This window comes from Hyalangium sp., assembly GCF_035629615.1.
Taxonomy (GTDB): domain Bacteria; phylum Myxococcota; class Myxococcia; order Myxococcales; family Myxococcaceae; genus Hyalangium.
Window position 1 is genome coordinate 24528 of sequence record NZ_DASPHO010000291.1, and the last position, 19036, is coordinate 43563.

Genomic DNA, 19036 nt, shown 5'->3' on the forward strand with positions numbered 1-19036 from the left:
GCTCAGTCCACGGTGCGCTGCCACGGGAAGAGGTACGAGAGTCACCCTGGGGGCGCAAGCAGCTGGCGGCCAGCGGCGAAGGAATGCGGGCGCCTACCCGGCACCGGGTGGCTCATGCCCAGCACGCCGAAGCAGTCATCGAACTCGCACCCAGTGAACACCGGAGAGTAGCTCCCCAGCATCCCGATGCTGAAGTTCTCCCACAGCACCTTGCGCTTGAGGGCGAACGGGTCGCCGCCGATGCGGTTGGGCAGATCCTCGGTGGTGACCCCTGAGCGAAACCCGTGCGCCGCCAGCACCCGGATGATCTCATCCGAGTACCAGCCATTGCAGTAGGCGAAGTCCCGCACCAGGATGTCCACTTCCCGCTCGATGGTCCGCTTGGACTCGACGATCTCCCGCTCCACCACCTCGGGGGGCTCCAACGTCAGGACGGTGTGGCCTTGCGTGTGTGCGCCGAACTCGAAGCCATCCCGCGCCATGCGGCGCACCTCGTCCCAGCTCATGGGCTCCCCCTGCTCGGGCAGCAGCTCCGGGCCGCCGCCCAGCTCCCGCTCGAGCGCCTCGATCACCTCCAGGAGCACACCCGCCGGGTGCTCTCCGATGAAGTCATCCAGCGCCCTCGAGGGCGTCTTCTCCTCGGAGAGGAGGGGCTTCAGCAACTCCAGCGCCGGGCCCGGCAGCGTGACCGCGGATGGCCGCAGCCGCCGTTTCTTCGCACAGCGCACCAGGTGGAAGAGCCGGTCATGGTTGAAGCGCCGGTTCGTCCCAATGAACGCCGTAGGCAGATAGACGATGGCCGGCACGCCCATCCTCTTCAGGAGCGGGTACGCATACTGGTACACGTCCCGGTACCCATCATCGAAGGTGATGACGCACAGATCCCGCTTCGTCACCTTGCGCCCGGCCATCACGTCCACCGCGTCACCGATGGAGCCGAACTCGTAGCCCGCCGCGGCAGCTTCCTCCAACTGCCGCCCAAATGTCTCCTGCGAGATGAGCAGCCCTGGAAGCGAGCGCTGCAACTCGCCCGTGAAATCCGCCACCACCCGGTGGTAGCTCACGATCAGGATGCGCCGCCCACCGGACTGGCGCCGCCGGTACATCGCCATCGCCTTGCGTATCCCGCTGTAGTGAAGCACCCCGGCGGCCGTCACCTTCACGGCCTTTCGCACCCACTTGCCCGCCTCCATGACCGCTCCCCCTGCGCAGAGAATCCTCTGGGGGGCCAGGGCTGCATGGGAAATGCCAGTCCTCAGACGAGGCAGCTGCCTACGCGATATGGGCTCCCGGAGAGGTTTGGGTGCCTTTATTGGAAGGAGACATGCCAGGTGCAGAAAGGCTTTTCCCGGGAGAGGCCTCCAGTGCCGAGGCTCTGTGGGACCCATGACACATGTCTCCGCCTAGAGGGAGGGTGGGTAGGACGAATACCCGTCGCTAAATCTTGTTTCAAGCACATCCAGGGAAAGAGAGGCAAAGGGATGGGGGCTACGAGATTGAACGAGCAGGTTCGCACCTATTGGGAAGCTGAGCCTTGTGGGACCAGCCCAGCCATCGTTGGAGAGGTGCCCACGCAGACGCGGGAGTGGTTCGAGCGCGTGGAGGCACACCGTTATGCCACGGAGCCGTTCATCCACTCGGTCGCCCAGTTCACCCGAGGCCGTGGCAAGAGAGTCCTGGAGGTTGGAGTCGGCGCCGGGACCGATCACCTGCAGTGGGCGCGCGCCGGGGCCGAGTGTTACGGGGTGGATCTGACCGATGCGGCCATTGAGACGACCCGGTCCCACCTGGAGCTGTACGGACTGGAGTCGAACCTGCTGCGCGCCGATGCCGAGGTGCTGCCGTTCTCGGAGGAGATGTTCGACATCGTCTACTCCTGGGGCGTCATCCACCACTCCGCGCACCCCATGAGCATCATCGCGGAGATCCGCCGGGTCCTGAAGCCGGGGGGCCAGTTCGTGGGGATGATGTACGGCCGGAGATCGGTCGCGGCGCTCAAGACATGGGTGCGACGGGGCCTCCTCGCGGGGCGGCCCTGGCGCACCTTCAAGGAGGTGCTGGCCAACCACTGCGAGAGCACCGGCACCAAGGCGTACACCCTGCCGGAGTTGGAGCAGATGTTCTCCGCGTTCTCGGAGTTCTCCGCCGAGCCGCTCGTGACTGCCTATGATCGCTCGCGCCTGCCAGCTTGGCTGGGCCCGTACCTGCCCAGCTCCTGGGGGTGGTTCATCGCACTGAAGGCCACCCGGTAGAGCGCTGCCGTGCTTTGCCGAGCCCCTGAGCCCTCCAGGGAACCGGGTTGCTCTTCCAGCGGCTGCGCAAGGAGTGAGAGGTGTTCAACCGGGAAGTGGCCAGTGTCCCGGCGAAGGTGACAGCCTGAGGAGGTGCGGTGAGCCCTGGCCCGGAGCGCGTCCGGGCCTCCTGGCTCAGTACACGGTGCTCTGCCACGGGAAGAGGTACGTCAGCGGGAGGTTCAGCCGCGCCGCCCACGCCGCCTCGTTGTGCCCCGCGCCCTGCGCCACGTAGTAGTACAGGTCCTTGCCCTGCACGTAGCCGTCCACCGTCAGCGCGTCCCGCATCCGCGTCGTCTCCGTCAGCCCGTCGCTGCTCGTCCCCGCGTCGATGTAGAAGTTCACCAGCACCTTGCCCGTCGCCACCTCCACCTGCTTCGTCAGCGCCTGGCCGTTCCACCAGAAGGAGCTCGACAGCCCTCCCGACTTCGAGAACACCCCCGGGTTGCGCCGCGCGATGTACGTCGACACCAGCCCCCCCAGCGACGAGCCCATGATCGCCGTGTTCTTGTTGCTCGGCAGCGTCCGGTAGTTCTGGTCGATGTACGGCTTCACCGTCTCTTTCAGGAACCGCTCGTAGACATCCGCCCCGCCACCCCCGTACTGCGGATCACAGCACGGCGTGTACTCGTAGATGCGGCTCGCCCCGCCGTTGTCCACGCCCACCACGATGACCTCGTCCATCTGCCCGTTGTTCACCAGGCTGTTGGCCGTCTCGTCCACCCTCCACTCCACACCGCCAAACGCCGTCGCCGCCTCGAAGAGGTTCTGCCCGTCATGCATGTAGAGCACCGGGTAGCGCTTCAGCGGGTTCAGCGAGTAGCTCGGCGGCAAGTAGATCCGCAGCGTCCGCGTGTTGCCCAGCTGCGGCGAGCTGAAGTTGGAGATCTTCACCAGCGTCCCGTTCCGCCCCTGGAAGAACGGGTAGACGTCGGTCGTGGTCCCCGCCTTCACCATGTAGTTGGCCCCCACCGACCAGGTCGCATCGTTGATGAGCGGCTTGATCTCCACGTCCCCCACGCTGTTGGCCCACGTGTAGGTCCAGGCGTTGCCCGCGGTCCACGTGGCGTTGACCCCCGCGGTCCATGAGAACGGCGCCTTGTTGCCCCGCAGCGTGATGCGATTGCCGTAGCCCACGTCGTAGTAGACCCGGAGCGTGGTCGCCTCGGCCGCGGCAGACACGAGGATCAGTACGAAGGCCAGGGCCTTGGCCCAGACCGAGACGAACTTGCGCATGGTGTGACTCCCTCCCAGTGGTAGGCGCTGCTCGGCGGGGATACAGGACGCCCGGCGCAGGCCCGCCCGTCCTGTTATCAGCGTGTCCAGCCGTGAACAAGCCGCCTACTGAGGATATCCAGCGGTGACGACAGGAAGAAATTGACTCTTGACCCGGCTCCGTCTGCACTCCGCCCCCATGCACCGCCGCGCCTCGTCCTGGTCCCTGCTGCTTCTCGTTGTGCTCGCCGGCTGCTCGCGCTGCGGGAAGGAGGCGGGTCCAGCTGGCCCCGCCGGCAAACCTCCCAGCGTCGAGCGCTTCCTCCCGCGTGAGGCCCAGGCCGCCATCGTCGTCCAGGACCTGGGCGCGCTCGGAGAGAAGCTCGCGCGCTTCCAGAACCTCAAGATCGCCTCCTTCCTGGCGCAGCTGCAGAACGCCAAGTCCGCGGACGCCGTCGTCTCCTCGGTGATGCGGCAGATCGGCGTCGATCTGCGCAGCCGTCAGGCCATCGAGAAGGCCGGCATCGATCCCGGCAAGGGCGCGGGCGCGGCCATCCTCGCTGCCGGCCAGGCTTTCACGGTGCTCGGAGTGAAGGACGCGAAGGCCCTGGAGGAGACCTTCGCCAACCTCGCGAAGAACCGCCTCGGCGCCCCCGAGCGCAAGGAGGAGAAGGCCGGGGGCGGCACGCTCGTCACCTTCAGCCGGAAGGATGCACCCACGCCTCAGCTGGGCCTGCTCTTCATCGGAGACTTCGTCCTGGTCGCCCCCGGTACCACCGTGGCGCAGCTGCCGACGTTCGCCTCGCAGCCCCCAGAGAAATCCCTCGTCGATGAGCCGGTGCTGGCCGCCTCGCTCGCGCGGCTCCCCAAGGAGCGAGACTTCCACGTCTACCTCCCCGGCGGCACCGCGCTGGTGCGCCCAGGCACCGTGCAGGGCGTCACCGTCACCGGGCTCATCGAGGAGCGCGCGGTGACGCTGCGCGCGGACGCCCCATGGCCGGACACCCAGGAGTCACTCGCGCCGCTCGTCCCCAAGGAGGGGCCGGAGCTGCCAGGCTACCTGCCCGCGGACAGCTTCCTGGTGGCGAGCTACCGCGGAGAGCCGTCGACGCTCGGTGGCGTGTGGCCCTACATCGTCGGCCCGTATGTCGCCCGCGCGGTGCAGCAGAGCCAGTTCGACATCAAGGGCGAGGTGCTCGACAACCTGAAGAGTGGCCTCTCGCTGGGCGTAGCGCTGGCGCCCACGGCCCAGTTCGGCAGCGGCATCCCGGAGCTCGACATCCGCCGCACCAGCCCCTTCCAGTATGTGCAGCTGATGGCCGTCGCCGAGGCCAAGGATGCGGCGAAGGCCCAGGCCACGCTGGAGAAGATTCCGGGCATCGCCGGCAACTTCGGCGCGCAGGTGAAGCCCGAGGAAGTGAATGGCAAGCGCGTGTACCTCACCTCATACCGGGCCGGGGAGGGCGCGCACTTCGCGGAGGTGGGCGGGAAGCTGGTGCTCGCGGCGCCCCGCTCGCGCCTGGAGGCGGCGCTCACGAGCCTTGCGGGCAAGCCGGGGGAGAGCCCCGTGGCGCAGGACCTGCGGGATGCGCTGAAGGACCCGGTCTTCTTCGTGGTGCTGGATCTGCGCAAGCTGGCAGACTCGGTGCGCAACCTCCCCTCCGAGGCCTGGGGCGTCGGCGGCTTCGCCATCCGGGCCACCGCCCTGCGCTGGCTGGAGGCCACGGACGATCTGCGCGCGGTGACCTTCAGCCTGTCCCAGAAGGAGAAGGCCCTGCAGTCCGAGGTCTCCCTGAAGCTGACGCTCGCCCCGTCCCCGCCAACGCCGCAGCCCACCGAGGCCCAGTGATCCGCGCCCGAGAGATCGTCAAGGAGTACCTCGACGGGGATGGCACGCTGGTGAGGGTGCTGGACGGCCTGTCTCTCGAGGTGGGGCAGGGGGACTTCGTCGCGGTGGTGGGGCCCTCCGGCAGCGGCAAGTCCACGCTCCTGCATCTGCTGGGCGGACTGGACGTGCACTACACCGGCGAGGTCGAAGTCGGGGGCATCAAGCTGCGCGGGCTGCGTGACCAGGAGCTGGCCCGCTTCCGCAACTCGCACGTCGGCTTCGTCTTCCAGTCCTTCCACCTCATCCCCAACCTCTCCGCGGTGGAGAACGTGCTGCTGCCCTCGCACTTCGGCTCTGCCTCCCTCGATGCGCGCAAGCGGGCCGAGGCCATGCTGGACAGGGTAGGCCTGCTGTCCAAGAAGGATCGCGCCCCGGTGCGGCTCTCCGGCGGTGAGCGCCAGCGCGTGGCCATCGCCCGGGCGCTCTTCACCGGCCCCAAGCTGCTGCTGTGCGACGAGCCCACGGGCAACCTCGATGCGGCCACCGGCGCTGGCGTCATCCAGCTCTTCCACGAGCTGCACCGCGAGGGGCTCACCGTGCTCGCCGTCACCCACGAGGAGCGCATGAGCTCCGCCGCCCGCCGCGTGCTTCGGCTCAAGGAAGGCAAGCTCGTCGAAGAGCCCTCCGCCCACGCCACTCCCGGAGGTGGGTCATGAGGCCCGCCGCGCTCTCCCGGCTGGTCCGCCTGAGCATTGCCCGCGAGCGCCGAGGCGCCTTCTTCTCTGCCTTCGGTGTGGCCGTGGGAGTCGGAGCGCTCGTCTTCTTCGTGGGCATGGGCCTGGGCGTGGGCCGCGTCATCCGCGAGCGCATCTTCCCCACGGACGCGCGATTGGTGGATGTGGTGCCCCCGGCCGTGTCGCTCGGCTCACTGCTCGGCGGTGGCAAGCTGGACACCGAGATGGTGGAGCGCCTGAAGGCCCTGCCCGGCGTGGAGGGGGTGTACCGGAAGATGAACGTGCGCGTGCCTGCCGTCAGCCGCTACGAGGGCGCCTTCTTCGGCTCGCGCCTGCGCATGGGCATGGAGGTGCTGGCCGTGGGCGTGGACCCGGGGCTGGTGGAGAAGGACGTGCAGCTGGGCGAGTTCAAGGATCCGGGACCGGACAAGCCCATCCCCGCCGTCATCTCCACGCGGCTGCTGGAGATCTACAACAAGACCTTTGCCCCCGCCCGCAAGCTGCCGCAGATCTCCCCGCAGATGATCGTCGGCTTTGGCTTCCCGGTGGAGTTCAACCGCTCCTACGTGGCCCAGGCCGCCCCGGGACCGACTACCGCCGCGCAGGCGCAGGTGGTGGGCGCCTCCGATCGGGGCCTGCTCGCGGGCATCACCATCCCGCTCGACACGGCCATCCGCCTCAACCGCGCCTCCAACGTGGACGCGGAGACGTTCACCGGCGTGACGCTGGTGGCGCACGATCCCTCCAAGGTCTCCGCCCTCGTCACCGCGGTGAAGGAGATGGGCCTGGAGATCGACGACCAGGAGCGGCGGCTGGCGGAGAATGCGGGCGCCGCCGTGACGCTCACCACCTCCGCGCTCGCGCTCCTGTCCATCCTCATCTGCGTGCTGGCCGCGGTGAACATCGCCCACGCGCTCTCCGCCTCGGTGCGCGCGCGCGCCAAGGAGATCGGCGTCATGCAGGCCGTGGGCGCCGCGCGCTCGGATGTGCGCAACATCGTGCTCGCGGAGGCCGCCGTGGTGGGGCTGGCCGGTGGCGCCGCAGGCACCGCGGCGGCCCTGGCCCTCGCCCTGCTCATCAACCGGCTCGCGGCCCGGTACCTGCCGGACTTCCCCTTCAAGCCCGACAGCTTCTTCTCCTTCCCATGGCCGGTGGTGGTGGGGGGCGTGGCGCTCGGGCTCCTCGCCGCGCTCGCCGGGGCCTACTTTCCCAGCCGCCGCGCCGCCGCCATGGATCCTGCTAGAACGCTCGCTGGATGACGCTCCCTTCTCGAAAGCTCCTCATGGCCAACGCCGCCTGCCTGCTGCTGCTGGCCTGGCTCTACGGCGGGGATGTGAGTGACGCGCTCCAGGCCCGAAGCGCGGAGGTGTCCGCCTTCACCGAGCTGCCGCCCCTTGGCCGCCCCTCCTCGGTGCTCGTCCTCGGCGCGCTCGCCCTGGGAGCGGCGCTGTGGGGCCTGCTGCGGCGCCAGGGGGATGACTACAAGGGCTACCGGCTGCTGCCCATCGTCCTGGTGGGCGCGCTCTTCGTCGATCTGGTGTTCGCCGAGCAGCGCTCACCCTTCGACTCACTGGAGGTGGCCTCCCGGGCGCTGGGGGTCTTCCAGGAGCAGGCGCAGCAGCTGGCCACGTCGGAGGCCGTCCCCGCCGATCCCGCGGTCCTCAGCCCCCTGCTCGAGAGTCTCGGACGTCCGCCCTACCTCGTCCGCGGCCAGCCCGCCAGCCGGTACACCCTCCAGGTCCGCCAGGACTGCGAGAGCCCGGTACGCCTGGCCCCGGGACTCCAGCCCGGCACCTTGATCTATTGTGTCGACCCGGGTCGCAAGGGCGCCTCGATTGCCCTGGTCGGGCTCCCCGCCGGGAAGCGCTTTGGCAAGCCGGAGCTGCTCTCTGTCAACGGGGAGCCCATCGTGGCGCCTGTCGCACTCGTGGCGCCTGCCATTCCCGGGGAGGTCGGAGACGACTCCGGTGCCCCCCCAGCCCTCTTCCGGGAGCCAGGGCCGCCAGGGGAGGAGCCGCCCGCCCCCTCTGGCGAGCGGAAGGACGCTGACCCTGGGCCCTGAGCAGGGGCTCGCCTACACGCCCGCCAGGGCTGGCGATGGTTGACCCTGAAGAGGGGCGATCGCTAGGCTCCACTACCAATTACCCGAGACCCTCGAATCTCGTGACGACCTCACAACCGAAGCGGCAACCCATCCCATTTGGGAAGTACCTCCTTCTCGACCGCATCAACATCGGCGGCATGGCCGAGGTGTGGCGCGGGAAGACCTTCGGCGCGGGGGGGTTCGAACGGCTCGTCGCCATCAAGCGCATCCTCCCGAATATCGCCGAGGATGAAGAATTCATCGCGATGTTCATCGATGAGGCGAAGATCAGCGTCCAGCTGGCTCACGCCAACGTCGCGCAGATCTACGAGCTGGGGCAGATCTCCAACAGCTACTTCATCGCGATGGAGTACATCCCCGGCAAGGACATGCGGGCGATCTTCGATCGCTGCCGGAAGAAGGGCGAGCCCGCTCCCATCCCGCTGGTGGCCTACTGCGTGGCCAAGATGTGCGAGGGCCTGGACTACGCCCACCGCAAGAAGGACCAGATGGGGCGGGACCTGAACATCGTCCACCGCGACATCTCCCCCCAGAACATCCTCATCTCCTTCGAGGGGGAGGTGAAGGTCATCGACTTCGGCATCGCCAAGGCGGCCGGCAAGGCGACGAAGACGCAGGCGGGCATCCTCAAGGGCAAGTTTGGCTACATGAGCCCCGAGCAGATCCGTGGCCTGCCGCTGGACCGGCGCTCGGACGTGTTCGCCATCGGCGTGTGCCTCTACGAGATGCTCACCGGTGAGCGCCTCTTCGTGGGCGACAGCGACTTCTCCGTGCTGGAGAAAGTCCGCAAGGCCGACGTGGCGCCGCCGTCCACCTACAACCGGAAGATCCCCGAGCAGCTCGAGAAGATCGTCCTCAAGGCGCTCACGCGGGATGTGGACGAGCGCTACCAGTACGCCAGCGAGCTGGGCGACGATCTGCAGCGCTTTCTCATCACCAGCGACACCATCTTCGGCCGCAAGGACCTCATGCAGTACATGAAGTCCACCTTCGCGGAGGATGTGGAGCGCGAGAAGCAGCGCCTGGCGGAGTACTCCACCATCAGGCCGCCCGAGGGGATGCTCTCCGCCATCGAGGCGGGGTTCGGCGGGACGCCCTCCACCGCCCCGGCGCCCGCTCCTGCGGTGGTTGCGCCCACCCCGACGCCGCCGGAGGTACCCAAGGCCGGGGCCACGGCCGTCCTGGGCCCGAGCGTGCCAGGCGCCGAGGCCATCCGCCGCACCCCCTCGCTCACCGCGCTGCCCAAGCTCACGGCCGCGGCGGCCACCCCGGCGCCGAAGGACGACGAGTCCGCGGCGACGATGCTGGTGGACTCGAGCGAGTACTTCGACGACAACGACGAGCCCAGGACGCAGCCGGGTGTCGGGCGCTCCGTGACACCGATGGACTCGCCTGCGATGGAGCTGGGCGAGGGCGAGCCCGCGAGCACGGGGAAGACGGCCGTCATCGGACCGCCCCCGAGCGCTCAGCCCGCTGCCTCACGCACGTCCACCGCGAACATCCCCGTGGTCGCGCCCTCGGTCAACGTGCAGGTGCGTCCCTCCGTCTTTGGGATGCCTTCGGTGGGCGCTCTGGCCGAGGCCCCCGCGGCTTCCGGCCGCCCGGGTGCGGCCCGCAGCCCAGGGGAGGGGTTGCCACGCATCGTCCGCCCGGAGCCTCCTTCTGGCGGCCCTCCCATGCTGAGCCCGGGGGGGCCTGCCTCGCCGGGCATACGCCCCGCGCCTGTCATGCCTCCAGCGGCTCCGGTCGCCGCTCATCCCCCCGTGGCCACGCGGCCCCCGCCCGTGGTGCCGGTGCGTGACTCGGAGGACTCCCACGACGCACCGCCCGAGCGGCCGCCGGGCATGAACCGGATGGTGATCTTCGGGGGCATCGGGGGCGTGGCCTTCCTCGTGCTGGGGCTCATCCTCTTCCTCGCGACGCGCTCGCCCGCAATGGGCTTCATCATGGTGGAGCTCCCGCCGCAGCTGAAGGACAAGGCCCAGGTGCTGCTGAACACCCAGCCCGTCCCCGTGCAGAACGGGGTCGTCCTGCAGCAGGTGAGCGCGGGCCCAGTCATCGTGGCGGTCAGCGCCGAGGGCTACAAGGCCTTCACCCAGACGGTGGAGGTCCAGGAGGGCACGCAGGTCACCCGCGTGTCGGCCGAGCTCGAGTCCCTGGTGAAGGCGGTGTCGATGGTGCTCGCCACCGTGCCGCAGGACGCCGAGGTGAAGCTCAACGGGAAGGTCGTCCGGGCCCAGGGCTCGCAGGACTCGTTCATCAAGGATCTGCCCGCCAGCGAGGAGATGTCCATCGAGGTGAGCGCCCCGGGCTTCAAGACCTTCCGGCAGAAGTACACCCCGCCCACGGGCCCTGAGCCCCTGCAGGTGACGATGAGGCTGGAGCCGGCGGAGCTGGCGGTGCGTGTGGAGTCCGAGCCCGCGGGGGCTACCATCCTGGCCAGTGGCAAGGATCTGGGGGCTGTCACGCCCGCCGATGTGAAGCTGCCCGCGGGCGCGAAGCAGGTGACCTTGAGGATGAGGTGCTTCGATGACGCCGAGCTGCCGGTGCCTGCCTTCTCGGGCGGCACGCCGGTGCTCAGGGGCGCGCTGAAGAAGCAGCCTGGCTGCAAGTAGCTGCGCCTGCCCGAGCCGGGCGGGCACGGGGCCCCTTGAAAGGGGCGGAGGGACGTTCGTCCGTGACGACCAAATCGCGCAAGAACAAGTCGGATCCGCTGTCGGATCTGCCTCGCTGGGCCCAGAAGCTGGCCCAGAAGTACTACACCAAGACTGTCTCCACCTTCCTGCTCTACGGGGCGGTGAGGGACCTGCAGCCCCTCAACCTGGAGGACGGTGACAGGGGCTACGGCACCCTGAAGACGTTCCTGGCCGAGGAGCTGTTCGGCGGGCGGGATCACGTCATCTTCTATGACCGCTCCTCTGGCATCCGCGCCGCCGCGCCGGAGACCCAGAAGGACCTGATGCGGGCGATGACGGGGTACGACGCGATGTACGGCACGGACTTCGCCAAGTCCCTGCCGCGCGATCCAGGCCGGGCGCTGCAGATCCTGGAGAACTTCCTCCGACTGCGCCTGGGCGAGGGCAAGTCGATGGCGCTGGTCATCGACTTCGCGGAGACGCTGGTGCCTGGCGGGGAGATGAGCCACCTGTCCTCGGAGGACCGGTTCGTGGTGGCTACGCTGGACAAGTGGGCGCACGATCCCCAGTTCCTGTCCAACGACATCTCCGTGGTGCTGCTGGCGGAGAACCTGGCGGACATGTCGCCGCGCATCGCCCGCAACCCGTACGTGGCGCCCATTGAGCTGCCGCTCCCCAACGAGGAGGAGCGGCTGGACTACGTGCGCTACAAGCTGGAGCGCAAGAAGCTGCAGTCCATCTCGGATGTGCCGCTGGCGGCCCTGGCGAAGATGACGGCGGGCCTGTCGCGCATCAACCTGGATCGCCTGCTCACCGAGGCCATCGAGCGGGACATGCGCATCACGCCCGAGCAGCTCAAGGAGAAGAAGAAGGAGATCATCCAGGCGGAGTGCCACGGCCTGCTGGAGTTCATCGAGCCGGACAACAACCTGGACTCGGTGGCGGGCCACGCCAAGGCCAAGGAGATGCTGCGCCACGCGGCCTCCGCGCTGAAGAAGGGCCGCAACGAGGTGATGCCCATGGGCTATCTCGTCAGCGGCCCGGTGGGCACGGGCAAGACGTTCATGGTGACGAGCTTCGCCGGAGAGATCGGCATCCCGGCGGTGAAGTTCCTCAACTTCCGCAGCCAGTGGCAGGGCGTCACCGAGTCGAACCTGGAGCGCATCTTCACGCTGCTCAAGGCGCTGTGGCCGGTGGCGGTGATGGTGGACGAGGCGGACACCTTCCTGGGCAACCGGGACTCCGGCGGGGACTCGGGGACGAGCAGCCGCGTGTTCGGCTCCATCGCCTCCTTCATGGGCAACACGCAGTACCGCGGGAAGATTGTCTGGTTCCTGATGACGGCACGGCCGGATCTGCTGCCCATCGACTTGAAGCGGCAAGGGCGTGCGGAGGAGCACCTGGCGCTCTTCTATCCTCAGACGGATGCAGAGCGTGACGAGCTCTTCCAGGTGATGCAGAAGAAGACGGGTGTGTCGGTGGACGTGCCGTCCTTCGCGGCGCTGATCCCGGAGGGGACGCGCCAGTTCAGCGGCGCGGACATCGAGGCGGTGATGGTGCGCGCGAAGTTCCGGGCGCTGGCGGAGGGGCGGGAGCAGGTGTCGGTGGAGGATCTGAAGGCGGTGCTGGCGGACTTCATCCCGCCCAGCTACCCGCTGGAGATCGAGCTGCAGAACCTGGTGGCGGTGCAGGAGTGCACCAGCCGCGAGCTGCTGCCCGAGGAGTTCCGCACGATGGGGCGGGACGAGGTGACGCGGCGCGTGCGCGAGCTGAAGATGCTCCTCGAGGAGCAGTGAGCTTGGGCGGCGGGAGGGCACCTGTGAGCTTCAGTGCTCCTGAGGCGCGCTGTCGCCGCCGTCCTTTCCTCGGAGGAGGCCCTGGATGGCGCAGAGCAGCTGGGTGAAGTCCACGGGCTTGACCAGGTGGAGGTCGAAGCTGGACTCCAGGGCTCGTCGCCGGTCGGACTCCTGGCCATAGCCTGTGAGCGCGATGAGCTTGAGTTCGTGCAGCCTGGACTCCGCTCGGAGCCTCCCTGCCAGCTCGTAGCCGTCCATGACGGGCAGGCCGATGTCCAACAGCGCCACGGCCGGGCAGAAGTCTGTGGCAGCTTCGAAGCCGGTGGGGCCGTCAAAGGCTGTCCGGGTGAGGAACCCCGCCCTCCCCAGGGCCTCGGAGAGCATCTCGGCGGCGTCGCGGTTGTCATCGACAATGAGGATCCGCAGGGGTTGGAGCGCGCTCTGGCTCCATGAGCTGGCCTGACCGAGACCCGGCACCTCGTCGTCGCGCAGGGCGAGTGCCTTCGTGAGCGGCAGGCGCACCACGAACTCACTCCCACGGCTGACTCCCGCGCTGTGAGCAGAGACCGTGCCGCCGTGGAGCTCGACCAGGCTGCGAACGATGGAGAGTCCGAGCCCGAGTCCTCCTTGAGAGCGGTCAATGGCCCGGCCATCCTGTACGAAGAGCTCGAAGATCTTCGGGAGCATCTCGGGGGAGATCCCTGTCCCGGAGTCATGGACTCTCAGCACCCCCAGCTCGCCCTCGCGCGACGCGGAGAGGTGGATCCGGCCACCGGGATCCGTGTACTTCGCCGCGTTGTTGAGCAGGTTCGCCATCACCTGAGCGAGCCGGGCGCCGTCGCCTTCGACGAGGAGCGGCTCCGGCGGCGGGTCGAACTGGACGTGGTGTGAGCGCTGCTCGAGGAGTGGGCCCGTCATCTCGAGGGCCTTCGTCAGGACCGTCATCAGATCGAGCTGCTCGCGCTTGAGCTGGATCTTGCCTCGCGTGATGCGCGACACATCGAGCAGGTCATCAACGAGGCGGACCATGTGCTCGATCTGCCGCTCGATGATCGTCCGCTCTCGCTCGCAGGAGGAAGGGGCCTTGAGCTGCATGAGCTGCAGGGCGGTCAGGATGGGAGAGAGCGGGTTGCGGAGCTCGTGTCCGAGCATCGCGAGAAACTCATCCTTGCGCCGGTCCGCCTCCTGGGCTGCCAGGAAGAGCTGGGCGTTCTCCAGCGCCACCCCCGCTCGGAGCCCGAGCTCCTCGACCAGCACCAGTGTCTCCGTGCCATAGCGGCCGGGCTCCTCCGCGCCGAAGATGATCGCTCCGAAGGATCGGCCCCGTGCCAGGATCGGCGCGAGGGCCGAGTTGTTCGTGATGCAGGACCGGAGCTCGCCACCCGTGGAGAGCAGGCTTCGGGTGTACGCGCGTGCCAGCTCCGCCTTGGAGGGTTCGCGGTGGAGAACCACTGTCTGGGTCTCCTCCAGGCTCGACGAGATGCGCTCCGACACCTGGAGCGTGACCCAGTCCGCGAAGCGGGGCACCACCAGGTGGGCAATCCGGGTGAGGGCCCCCGAGAAGTCGCGGGAGGAGCCGAGGATGGCGCTCGCCTCGGCAAGGAGGTCAGCGCGCTGCTGTCTCTCCTCGGCTTCGCGCCGGGCCCGTTGCTCGGCCTCGAGCAGCCGCGCGCGGTCACACGCCTGGGCCGTCTGCTGGGCAATGGCGTGGATGAAGACGCGCTCGTCCTCCGTGAACACCCGAGGCTCGGCGAAACCGAAGCTCAGCATGCCGAGGCAGAGGGTATCCACCCTCAGTGGCACCAGCGCCACCGCCTTCAGGAGGCCCCGTGGCAGCCCGTACAGCTCTGGAGAGGAGCCCTCCTCCAGTGAGAGGTAGAGCCCGTGCTTACGGCGAAAGGCCTGGGCTATGGGCAGACTTGCGCTCACGCGGATGCGGCGAGGAGAAGGAGGGGAGGCCTCCGGGGCGCGGGTGCCTGAGATCGGGTGCAGCTCGAGCTGCGTGTCATCCACCAGGAAGAGGCCGCCTGCCTGAGCGCACAGGGCGGCCAACCCTCGGGACAGGATGACGTCCGCGATCTGTGTGGAGGTATGGGCGCGCGAGAGGCCCTCCGAGATGGCATGGAGCCGCGCGAGCGCCTGGTTCGTGTGCTCGAGCCGGCTCCGCTCCTCGGCGAGGTTTCGCTGAGCGCGCGCCTCGCGGCTCGACTGCATGGCGAGCGCGGCCTGGGTCGCGGCCGTCTGGAGCAGCTGGAGCTCGTGGGCCGTCGGGAAGTTCTGGCGCCACGAGCCGGCGAGAACGACGCCCTGCTCCCCCAGCGGCGAGACCGACACCACCCGGACCGACCGGCGTCCCACCGTATTGGGCCGTGGGAGCTCGAACGGGATGGGCGAGGCTCCTCCCCCTTTCTGAACGGCCCCCAGGAGTGCCTCGCTGGCCAGATCAGAGGGGAAGCTCTGCTCGATCACGCCGCTCGGCTCGCGGAGGTGAATGAGCGCGACGTCGAGCCGAAGCAGCTGGACGATCACTTCCATGAAGCTCTCGGCGATCTCCCTCGGCTCCCGGCCTTGCCAGTGAGCAGGCAGATCGAGCAGCGCGAAGAGATCATGCACCTGCCGCCGGAGCGCGAGCGCCCCCAGCTCGGCGATCTCCGCGAGGCGGAAGGCTTTGCGCTCCTCGATCAAGGGTGCCCCGCTTCCGCGCCTCAAGGACGACGGCCAGACGGAGACAAGGTCCTGAGGAGCTTCTCGGGCGGGACGTAGTAGGGACTCTCGTGGATCACGCCATCCACGAGCGTATAGGGATGCGCTCGGAGGACATCCATGATGACCGAGCTGCTGAACTGGCTGACCTCGTAGATGCAGATCGCCGGCTGCTTCTTCCGGTTGAGCAGGTTGTTGATGAGCGACTCATACTCGATGAGGCGCTCCACACCCGGCCAGATCTCATTCGCCCACTCCATATGGCCCAGGAGCCGCACCCGTGGGAAGCCTTCGGCAAAGCTCGTCTGGATGGTCTCGTCGAGGAGGGCCATCATCGTGTCGCCGTCGAAGTGCCCCTCCTTCAGGTAGGTGTCATGCCAGCTCAGCACCTCGAGCTGGCCGGTGCGAGTGCAGTCAGCGATGGGGATCCCCATTCGCTCGAGATGTTGGAGGTGATCGTGCCGCAGCTTGGGATCGCAGATGTGGACGGCCTTCTCGCCCGTGCGGATGCCTTCCTGGATGAACGACTGGAGCACCTCGTACTCCTCCTCGCGTGAGCGGACCAGGGCCGCGAGGTGGTAGTAGCGCAGCTCGCTTCCTGCCAGGGCGATGTCGTTCAAGGGTGATCTCCGAGTCAGCCGCGGGGACGGTGGACTCGGAGCAGGTTAACCAAGGGCCTGTCTCTCAGACACTGACCCGGCTGGGCATGGCTCGTGTTGAGAAGACGATGAAGCCACTGCCCTCAAGGGTTCAGCTTGCCCTTGAGGGCAGTGACGAGTGAGCCCTGGGTGTCATCTCCGCTCAGCTCCCAGATCATCGCGCCGGCCAGGTTGTTGCCGTTGATGTAGTCGCCCTTGACGCCCAGGGAGGTGGGATCGTCGTAGCTCACCCAGAGCCCCGTGGAGGGGTTGTAGAGGTAGGGCACCTGGGCCTCGGGGTGCCGGCGCTTCACGCCCGAGGCCTCCAGGACACTGCGGATGGAGTGGTAGTCGAAGAGGCCGCTGGGGCCCGTGGTGAGGTTGTCCCAGTTGCCCCATGCGGGCCCCCAGGTGGGCTGGTAGAGCCCATCTTCCGCCGGGCCCGCCTGCGTCCCCTGCCAGCCTCGGCCGTAGAAGGGCACTCCCACGATGAGCTTGCTCGCTGGCACGCCGCAGCCAGGTGGCCTTGCACCGCCTCGTGCGTGCTGTCGCGCCGCGCCTTCGCCGGGTTCCCGCTCTGGTTGTAGAGCGCCGCGTGGAAGTTCGTCGTCGGGTCCCACCCCCCGTGCATGTCGTACGTCATGAGGTTAGCGTGTCATCACCGCGACACGACGCACGACCTGGATTCACTGTGTGTCGGAGCGCGGTTGTGGTCGTGGCTCCTCAGCCCTGGGCGGATGCGCGCGGCGGTGCGCAGCGCAACGCTCGCGTAGGCACGCGGGCCGCTCAGGTCTCGAGCAGCGTCGCGAGCGCGCGGAACTCGGGCTGCAGCTGCCGCTCCCCTGGGCTGCCTGCCACGACGACGGGCAGCATCGCGCCCTCCAGCCCGGCGTCGGCCGAGAGCCTCACCGCGATGGGCGCCATCACCTTGGACTCGATGAGCCGCTTGAGCGGCCGGGCTCCCAGCTTCGGGTCATAGCCATGGTGCGCGAGCCAGGCCCGAGCGTCGGGCTCCACCACCAACCGCAGCCTGCGCCGCAGCAGTCCCGCGCGCGAGGCCGCCTTCTCCAGCTCGAGGTCGACGATGCGCAGCACGTCCTCCTCCGAGAGACGGCGGAAGGGAACGACGTGGTCGATGCGGTTGAACAATTCCGGACGGAATGCCTGGCGCACCGCGCGCAGGAAGTCACCGGCGCCTCGCTCGGCTCCGTAGCCCATGGGCTCGGACTGTTCGACGCCGAGGTTGCTCGTCATACAGATGACTGTCATCCGGAAGTCCACCAGCCGCCCGAGACTGTCTGTGAGCCGGCCCTCGCCCAGGATGCCGAGCAGCAGATCGAAGATCTCCGGGTGCGCCTTCTCGATCTCATCAAAGAGGACGAGCGACATCGGCTGCTGCCGCACCCGCTCGGCGAGGCTGGTGATGCCGGGTCCCACCTCCATCAGCCGCTGGGCCGAGCCGGGCAGCATGAACTCGGACATGTCGAGCCGGATCATCCGGTCCTCGTGGCCGAAGAGCGTTCGCGCGAGCTGCTTGGACAGCTCCGTCTTTCCGACGCCTGTCGGCCCGACGAAGAGCAGCGTGCCCACGGGCTTGTCCGGATCGTTGAGGCCCGCCTTGAAGCGCGAGAGCACCCCCGCCGCCAGCGCGCACGCGCGCTCCTGGCCGATGACTCCTTGTGTGAGCTGGGCCGAGAGCGTGGCCTGCTCCGCGGGGATCTCGTCGCTGATGAGCTGCAGGGGCAGCCCCGTGTAGCGCGCATAGGCCTCCGAGGCATCCCTCGGGTAGAGCGTCCGGGCCTTGCCGCGCTCCGCCTGCTGGTCCAGCCAGTCCAGGAAGCGGAAGGCCTTGCCGGGGAACTGGTTGTCCCGCTGGAACATCTCCAGGTGCCCGACGAGCTGTCGCAGCCCCATGGCGTGGATGCTCACCTTGCTGCGCCGAGTCTCCTGGTAGCGCCGCATCAGCTCCGGCATCTGCGAGGCGGACGGCTCCTCCATGCGGACGACGCGGAAGGAGCGCAGGGCCTCCGGGAAGCGCCGCTGGCAGCGCTCGAGCTCCGCCTCGGTGCACTCGGCGATGAGGGAGAGCTCCTCGTTCATCGCGGCGGGCAGGAGCAGATCGCCAATCGATGAGCCGTCTGGCTGCGGCGCCAGGATCGAGGTGAGCCGATCGACATAGAGGTAGTGGTTCTCGTACGAGAGCGCGTCGATGATCTTCAGGCAGCGCTCCTGCCACATGCCCAGGTACACCATGCCGGCCACGATGCGCTCGGCGCTGGTGCGCCAGATCTTCGGGTACTGCCGCTCCTTGTCCTCGCGCCGCCGCTCCGCGATCCAGCGCGCCATCTTCATCACCTGGGTCGTCTTACCGACCCCAGGCCCTCCCACGAAGAGGATGGACCGTGGCGGCTGGCGCAGGACATAGACACGCCAGGGCTCCAGGGAGTCGGCGTCGTAGACCAGCGCCGGGGCCCTCCCGCCCAGGGCGCGGGAGGTCAGCTCCTCACCGATCTGCTCGAGCACGAGCGGCGCGGGCTCCTCGGAGGAGCCGCCCCGCTGGGACTGCTGCAGCCCGCCCGGATCCCAGCTCTGGACGTACTCCTCGCCCTCGTGGCGGAAGTCGTAGAGCCCCTTGGGCTGCTCGCCGAGCAGTGCGGTGGCGAGCGCGTGCTGCAGCACCTCGCGCGCGATGGACAGCTCCTCGAGCACGAACGACCAGCCGAAGCGGGGCACCAGCACGCGATACGAGCCGCTCTCCAGCTTCCCGTAGATGTACGTCAGCTTGAGCGGGACCAGCGCCTTGCCGATCACCGGCCGCTTCTTGTGCATCGTCTGCGGGTGGACCTCCACCGTGAGCGTCTTCGCCTGCAGGGACTCCTCCCACAGGAAGCGCTCCAGCGTGGAGGGATCCTCGAGCAACAGCTGCCGCACGCGCATCTCCAGCAGCGCGTAGACCTCGGCCGCGCTGGCGCCATAGGCGGAGGGCGCGGGCGCATCGAAGAAGCTCGCCCACGCCGGGAGCAGCCGCCCGGTGAGGCGGCCATCGTGGTGGGTGGTGAAGTAGACGCGAAGGCTCTTGTCGCTCATGGAG

At 68.3% G+C, this 19036-nt stretch carries 13 protein-coding genes; 7 read left to right on the top strand and 6 right to left on the bottom strand.

Going from position 1 to position 19036, the window contains the following annotated elements; all coding sequences use genetic code 11:
- Positions 1 to 41: 41 nt before the first annotated feature.
- Complete coding sequence (locus tag VD972_RS14820; RefSeq protein ID WP_324987178.1) at positions 42 to 1112, bottom strand: polysaccharide deacetylase family protein; 1071 nt, start codon at positions 1110 to 1112, stop codon at positions 42 to 44.
- A 453-nt stretch (positions 1113 to 1565) separates the two neighbouring features.
- Here VD972_RS14820 and VD972_RS14825 point away from each other — a divergent pair, with 453 nt between their 5' ends.
- Entirely contained in the window at positions 1566 to 2252 is a 687-nt protein-coding gene (locus VD972_RS14825) for a class I SAM-dependent methyltransferase (RefSeq protein WP_324987126.1), read from the top strand.
- Between the two features lie 174 nt (positions 2253 to 2426).
- On the opposite strand, the gene VD972_RS14830 is transcribed toward VD972_RS14825, so the two are convergent.
- Positions 2427 to 3527 carry an alpha/beta hydrolase gene (locus VD972_RS14830; protein WP_324987129.1) on the bottom strand — a complete coding sequence of 367 codons (1101 nt, stop codon included), beginning with the start codon at positions 3525 to 3527 and terminating at the stop codon, positions 2427 to 2429.
- Positions 3528 to 3705: 178 nt separating this feature from the next.
- Between VD972_RS14830 and VD972_RS14835 the strand changes: the two genes are divergently transcribed.
- From VD972_RS14835 to VD972_RS14860, 6 genes are all read left to right on the top strand, one after another.
- Complete coding sequence (locus VD972_RS14835) at positions 3706 to 5355, top strand: DUF3352 domain-containing protein (protein ID WP_324987182.1); 1650 nt, start codon at positions 3706 to 3708, stop codon at positions 5353 to 5355.
- Complete coding sequence (locus VD972_RS14840; RefSeq protein ID WP_324987132.1) at positions 5352 to 6050, top strand: ABC transporter ATP-binding protein; 699 nt, start codon at positions 5352 to 5354, stop codon at positions 6048 to 6050. The genes VD972_RS14835 and VD972_RS14840 overlap by 4 nt, the downstream gene beginning before the upstream one ends.
- Positions 6047 to 7327, top strand: coding sequence for an ABC transporter permease (locus tag VD972_RS14845; RefSeq protein ID WP_324987134.1), 1281 nt, complete (start codon positions 6047 to 6049; stop codon positions 7325 to 7327). The genes VD972_RS14840 and VD972_RS14845 overlap by 4 nt, the downstream gene beginning before the upstream one ends.
- Complete coding sequence (locus VD972_RS14850; protein ID WP_324987136.1) at positions 7324 to 8130, top strand: hypothetical protein; 807 nt, start codon at positions 7324 to 7326, stop codon at positions 8128 to 8130. The genes VD972_RS14845 and VD972_RS14850 overlap by 4 nt, the downstream gene beginning before the upstream one ends.
- A 101-nt stretch (positions 8131 to 8231) precedes the next feature.
- Entirely contained in the window at positions 8232 to 10787 is a 2556-nt protein-coding gene (locus tag VD972_RS14855) for a serine/threonine protein kinase (RefSeq protein WP_324987140.1), read from the top strand.
- A 62-nt stretch (positions 10788 to 10849) separates the two neighbouring features.
- Positions 10850 to 12604: an ATP-binding protein gene (locus VD972_RS14860; RefSeq protein WP_324987142.1), complete on the top strand. Its 1755-nt coding sequence runs from the start codon at positions 10850 to 10852 to the stop codon at positions 12602 to 12604.
- Positions 12605 to 12634: 30 nt separating this feature from the next.
- On the opposite strand, the gene VD972_RS14865 is transcribed toward VD972_RS14860, so the two are convergent.
- The 4 genes from VD972_RS14865 to VD972_RS14880 all read right to left on the bottom strand — a co-directional run bounded on the left by VD972_RS14865 (position 12635) and on the right by VD972_RS14880 (position 19032).
- Positions 12635 to 15289, bottom strand: coding sequence for a hybrid sensor histidine kinase/response regulator (locus tag VD972_RS14865; RefSeq protein WP_324987145.1), 2655 nt, complete (start codon positions 15287 to 15289; stop codon positions 12635 to 12637).
- A gap of 20 nt (positions 15290 to 15309) precedes the next feature.
- Positions 15310 to 15927 carry an MEDS domain-containing protein gene (locus tag VD972_RS14870; protein WP_324987148.1) on the bottom strand — a complete coding sequence of 206 codons (618 nt, stop codon included), beginning with the start codon at positions 15925 to 15927 and terminating at the stop codon, positions 15310 to 15312.
- 122 nt (positions 15928 to 16049) lie between these two features.
- Complete coding sequence (locus VD972_RS14875) at positions 16050 to 16454, bottom strand: glycoside hydrolase family 18 protein (protein WP_324987151.1); 405 nt, start codon at positions 16452 to 16454, stop codon at positions 16050 to 16052.
- Positions 16455 to 16731: 277 nt separating this feature from the next.
- Complete coding sequence (locus tag VD972_RS14880) at positions 16732 to 19032, bottom strand: AAA family ATPase (RefSeq protein ID WP_324987154.1); 2301 nt, start codon at positions 19030 to 19032, stop codon at positions 16732 to 16734.
- Positions 19033 to 19036: the final 4 nt, after the last annotated feature.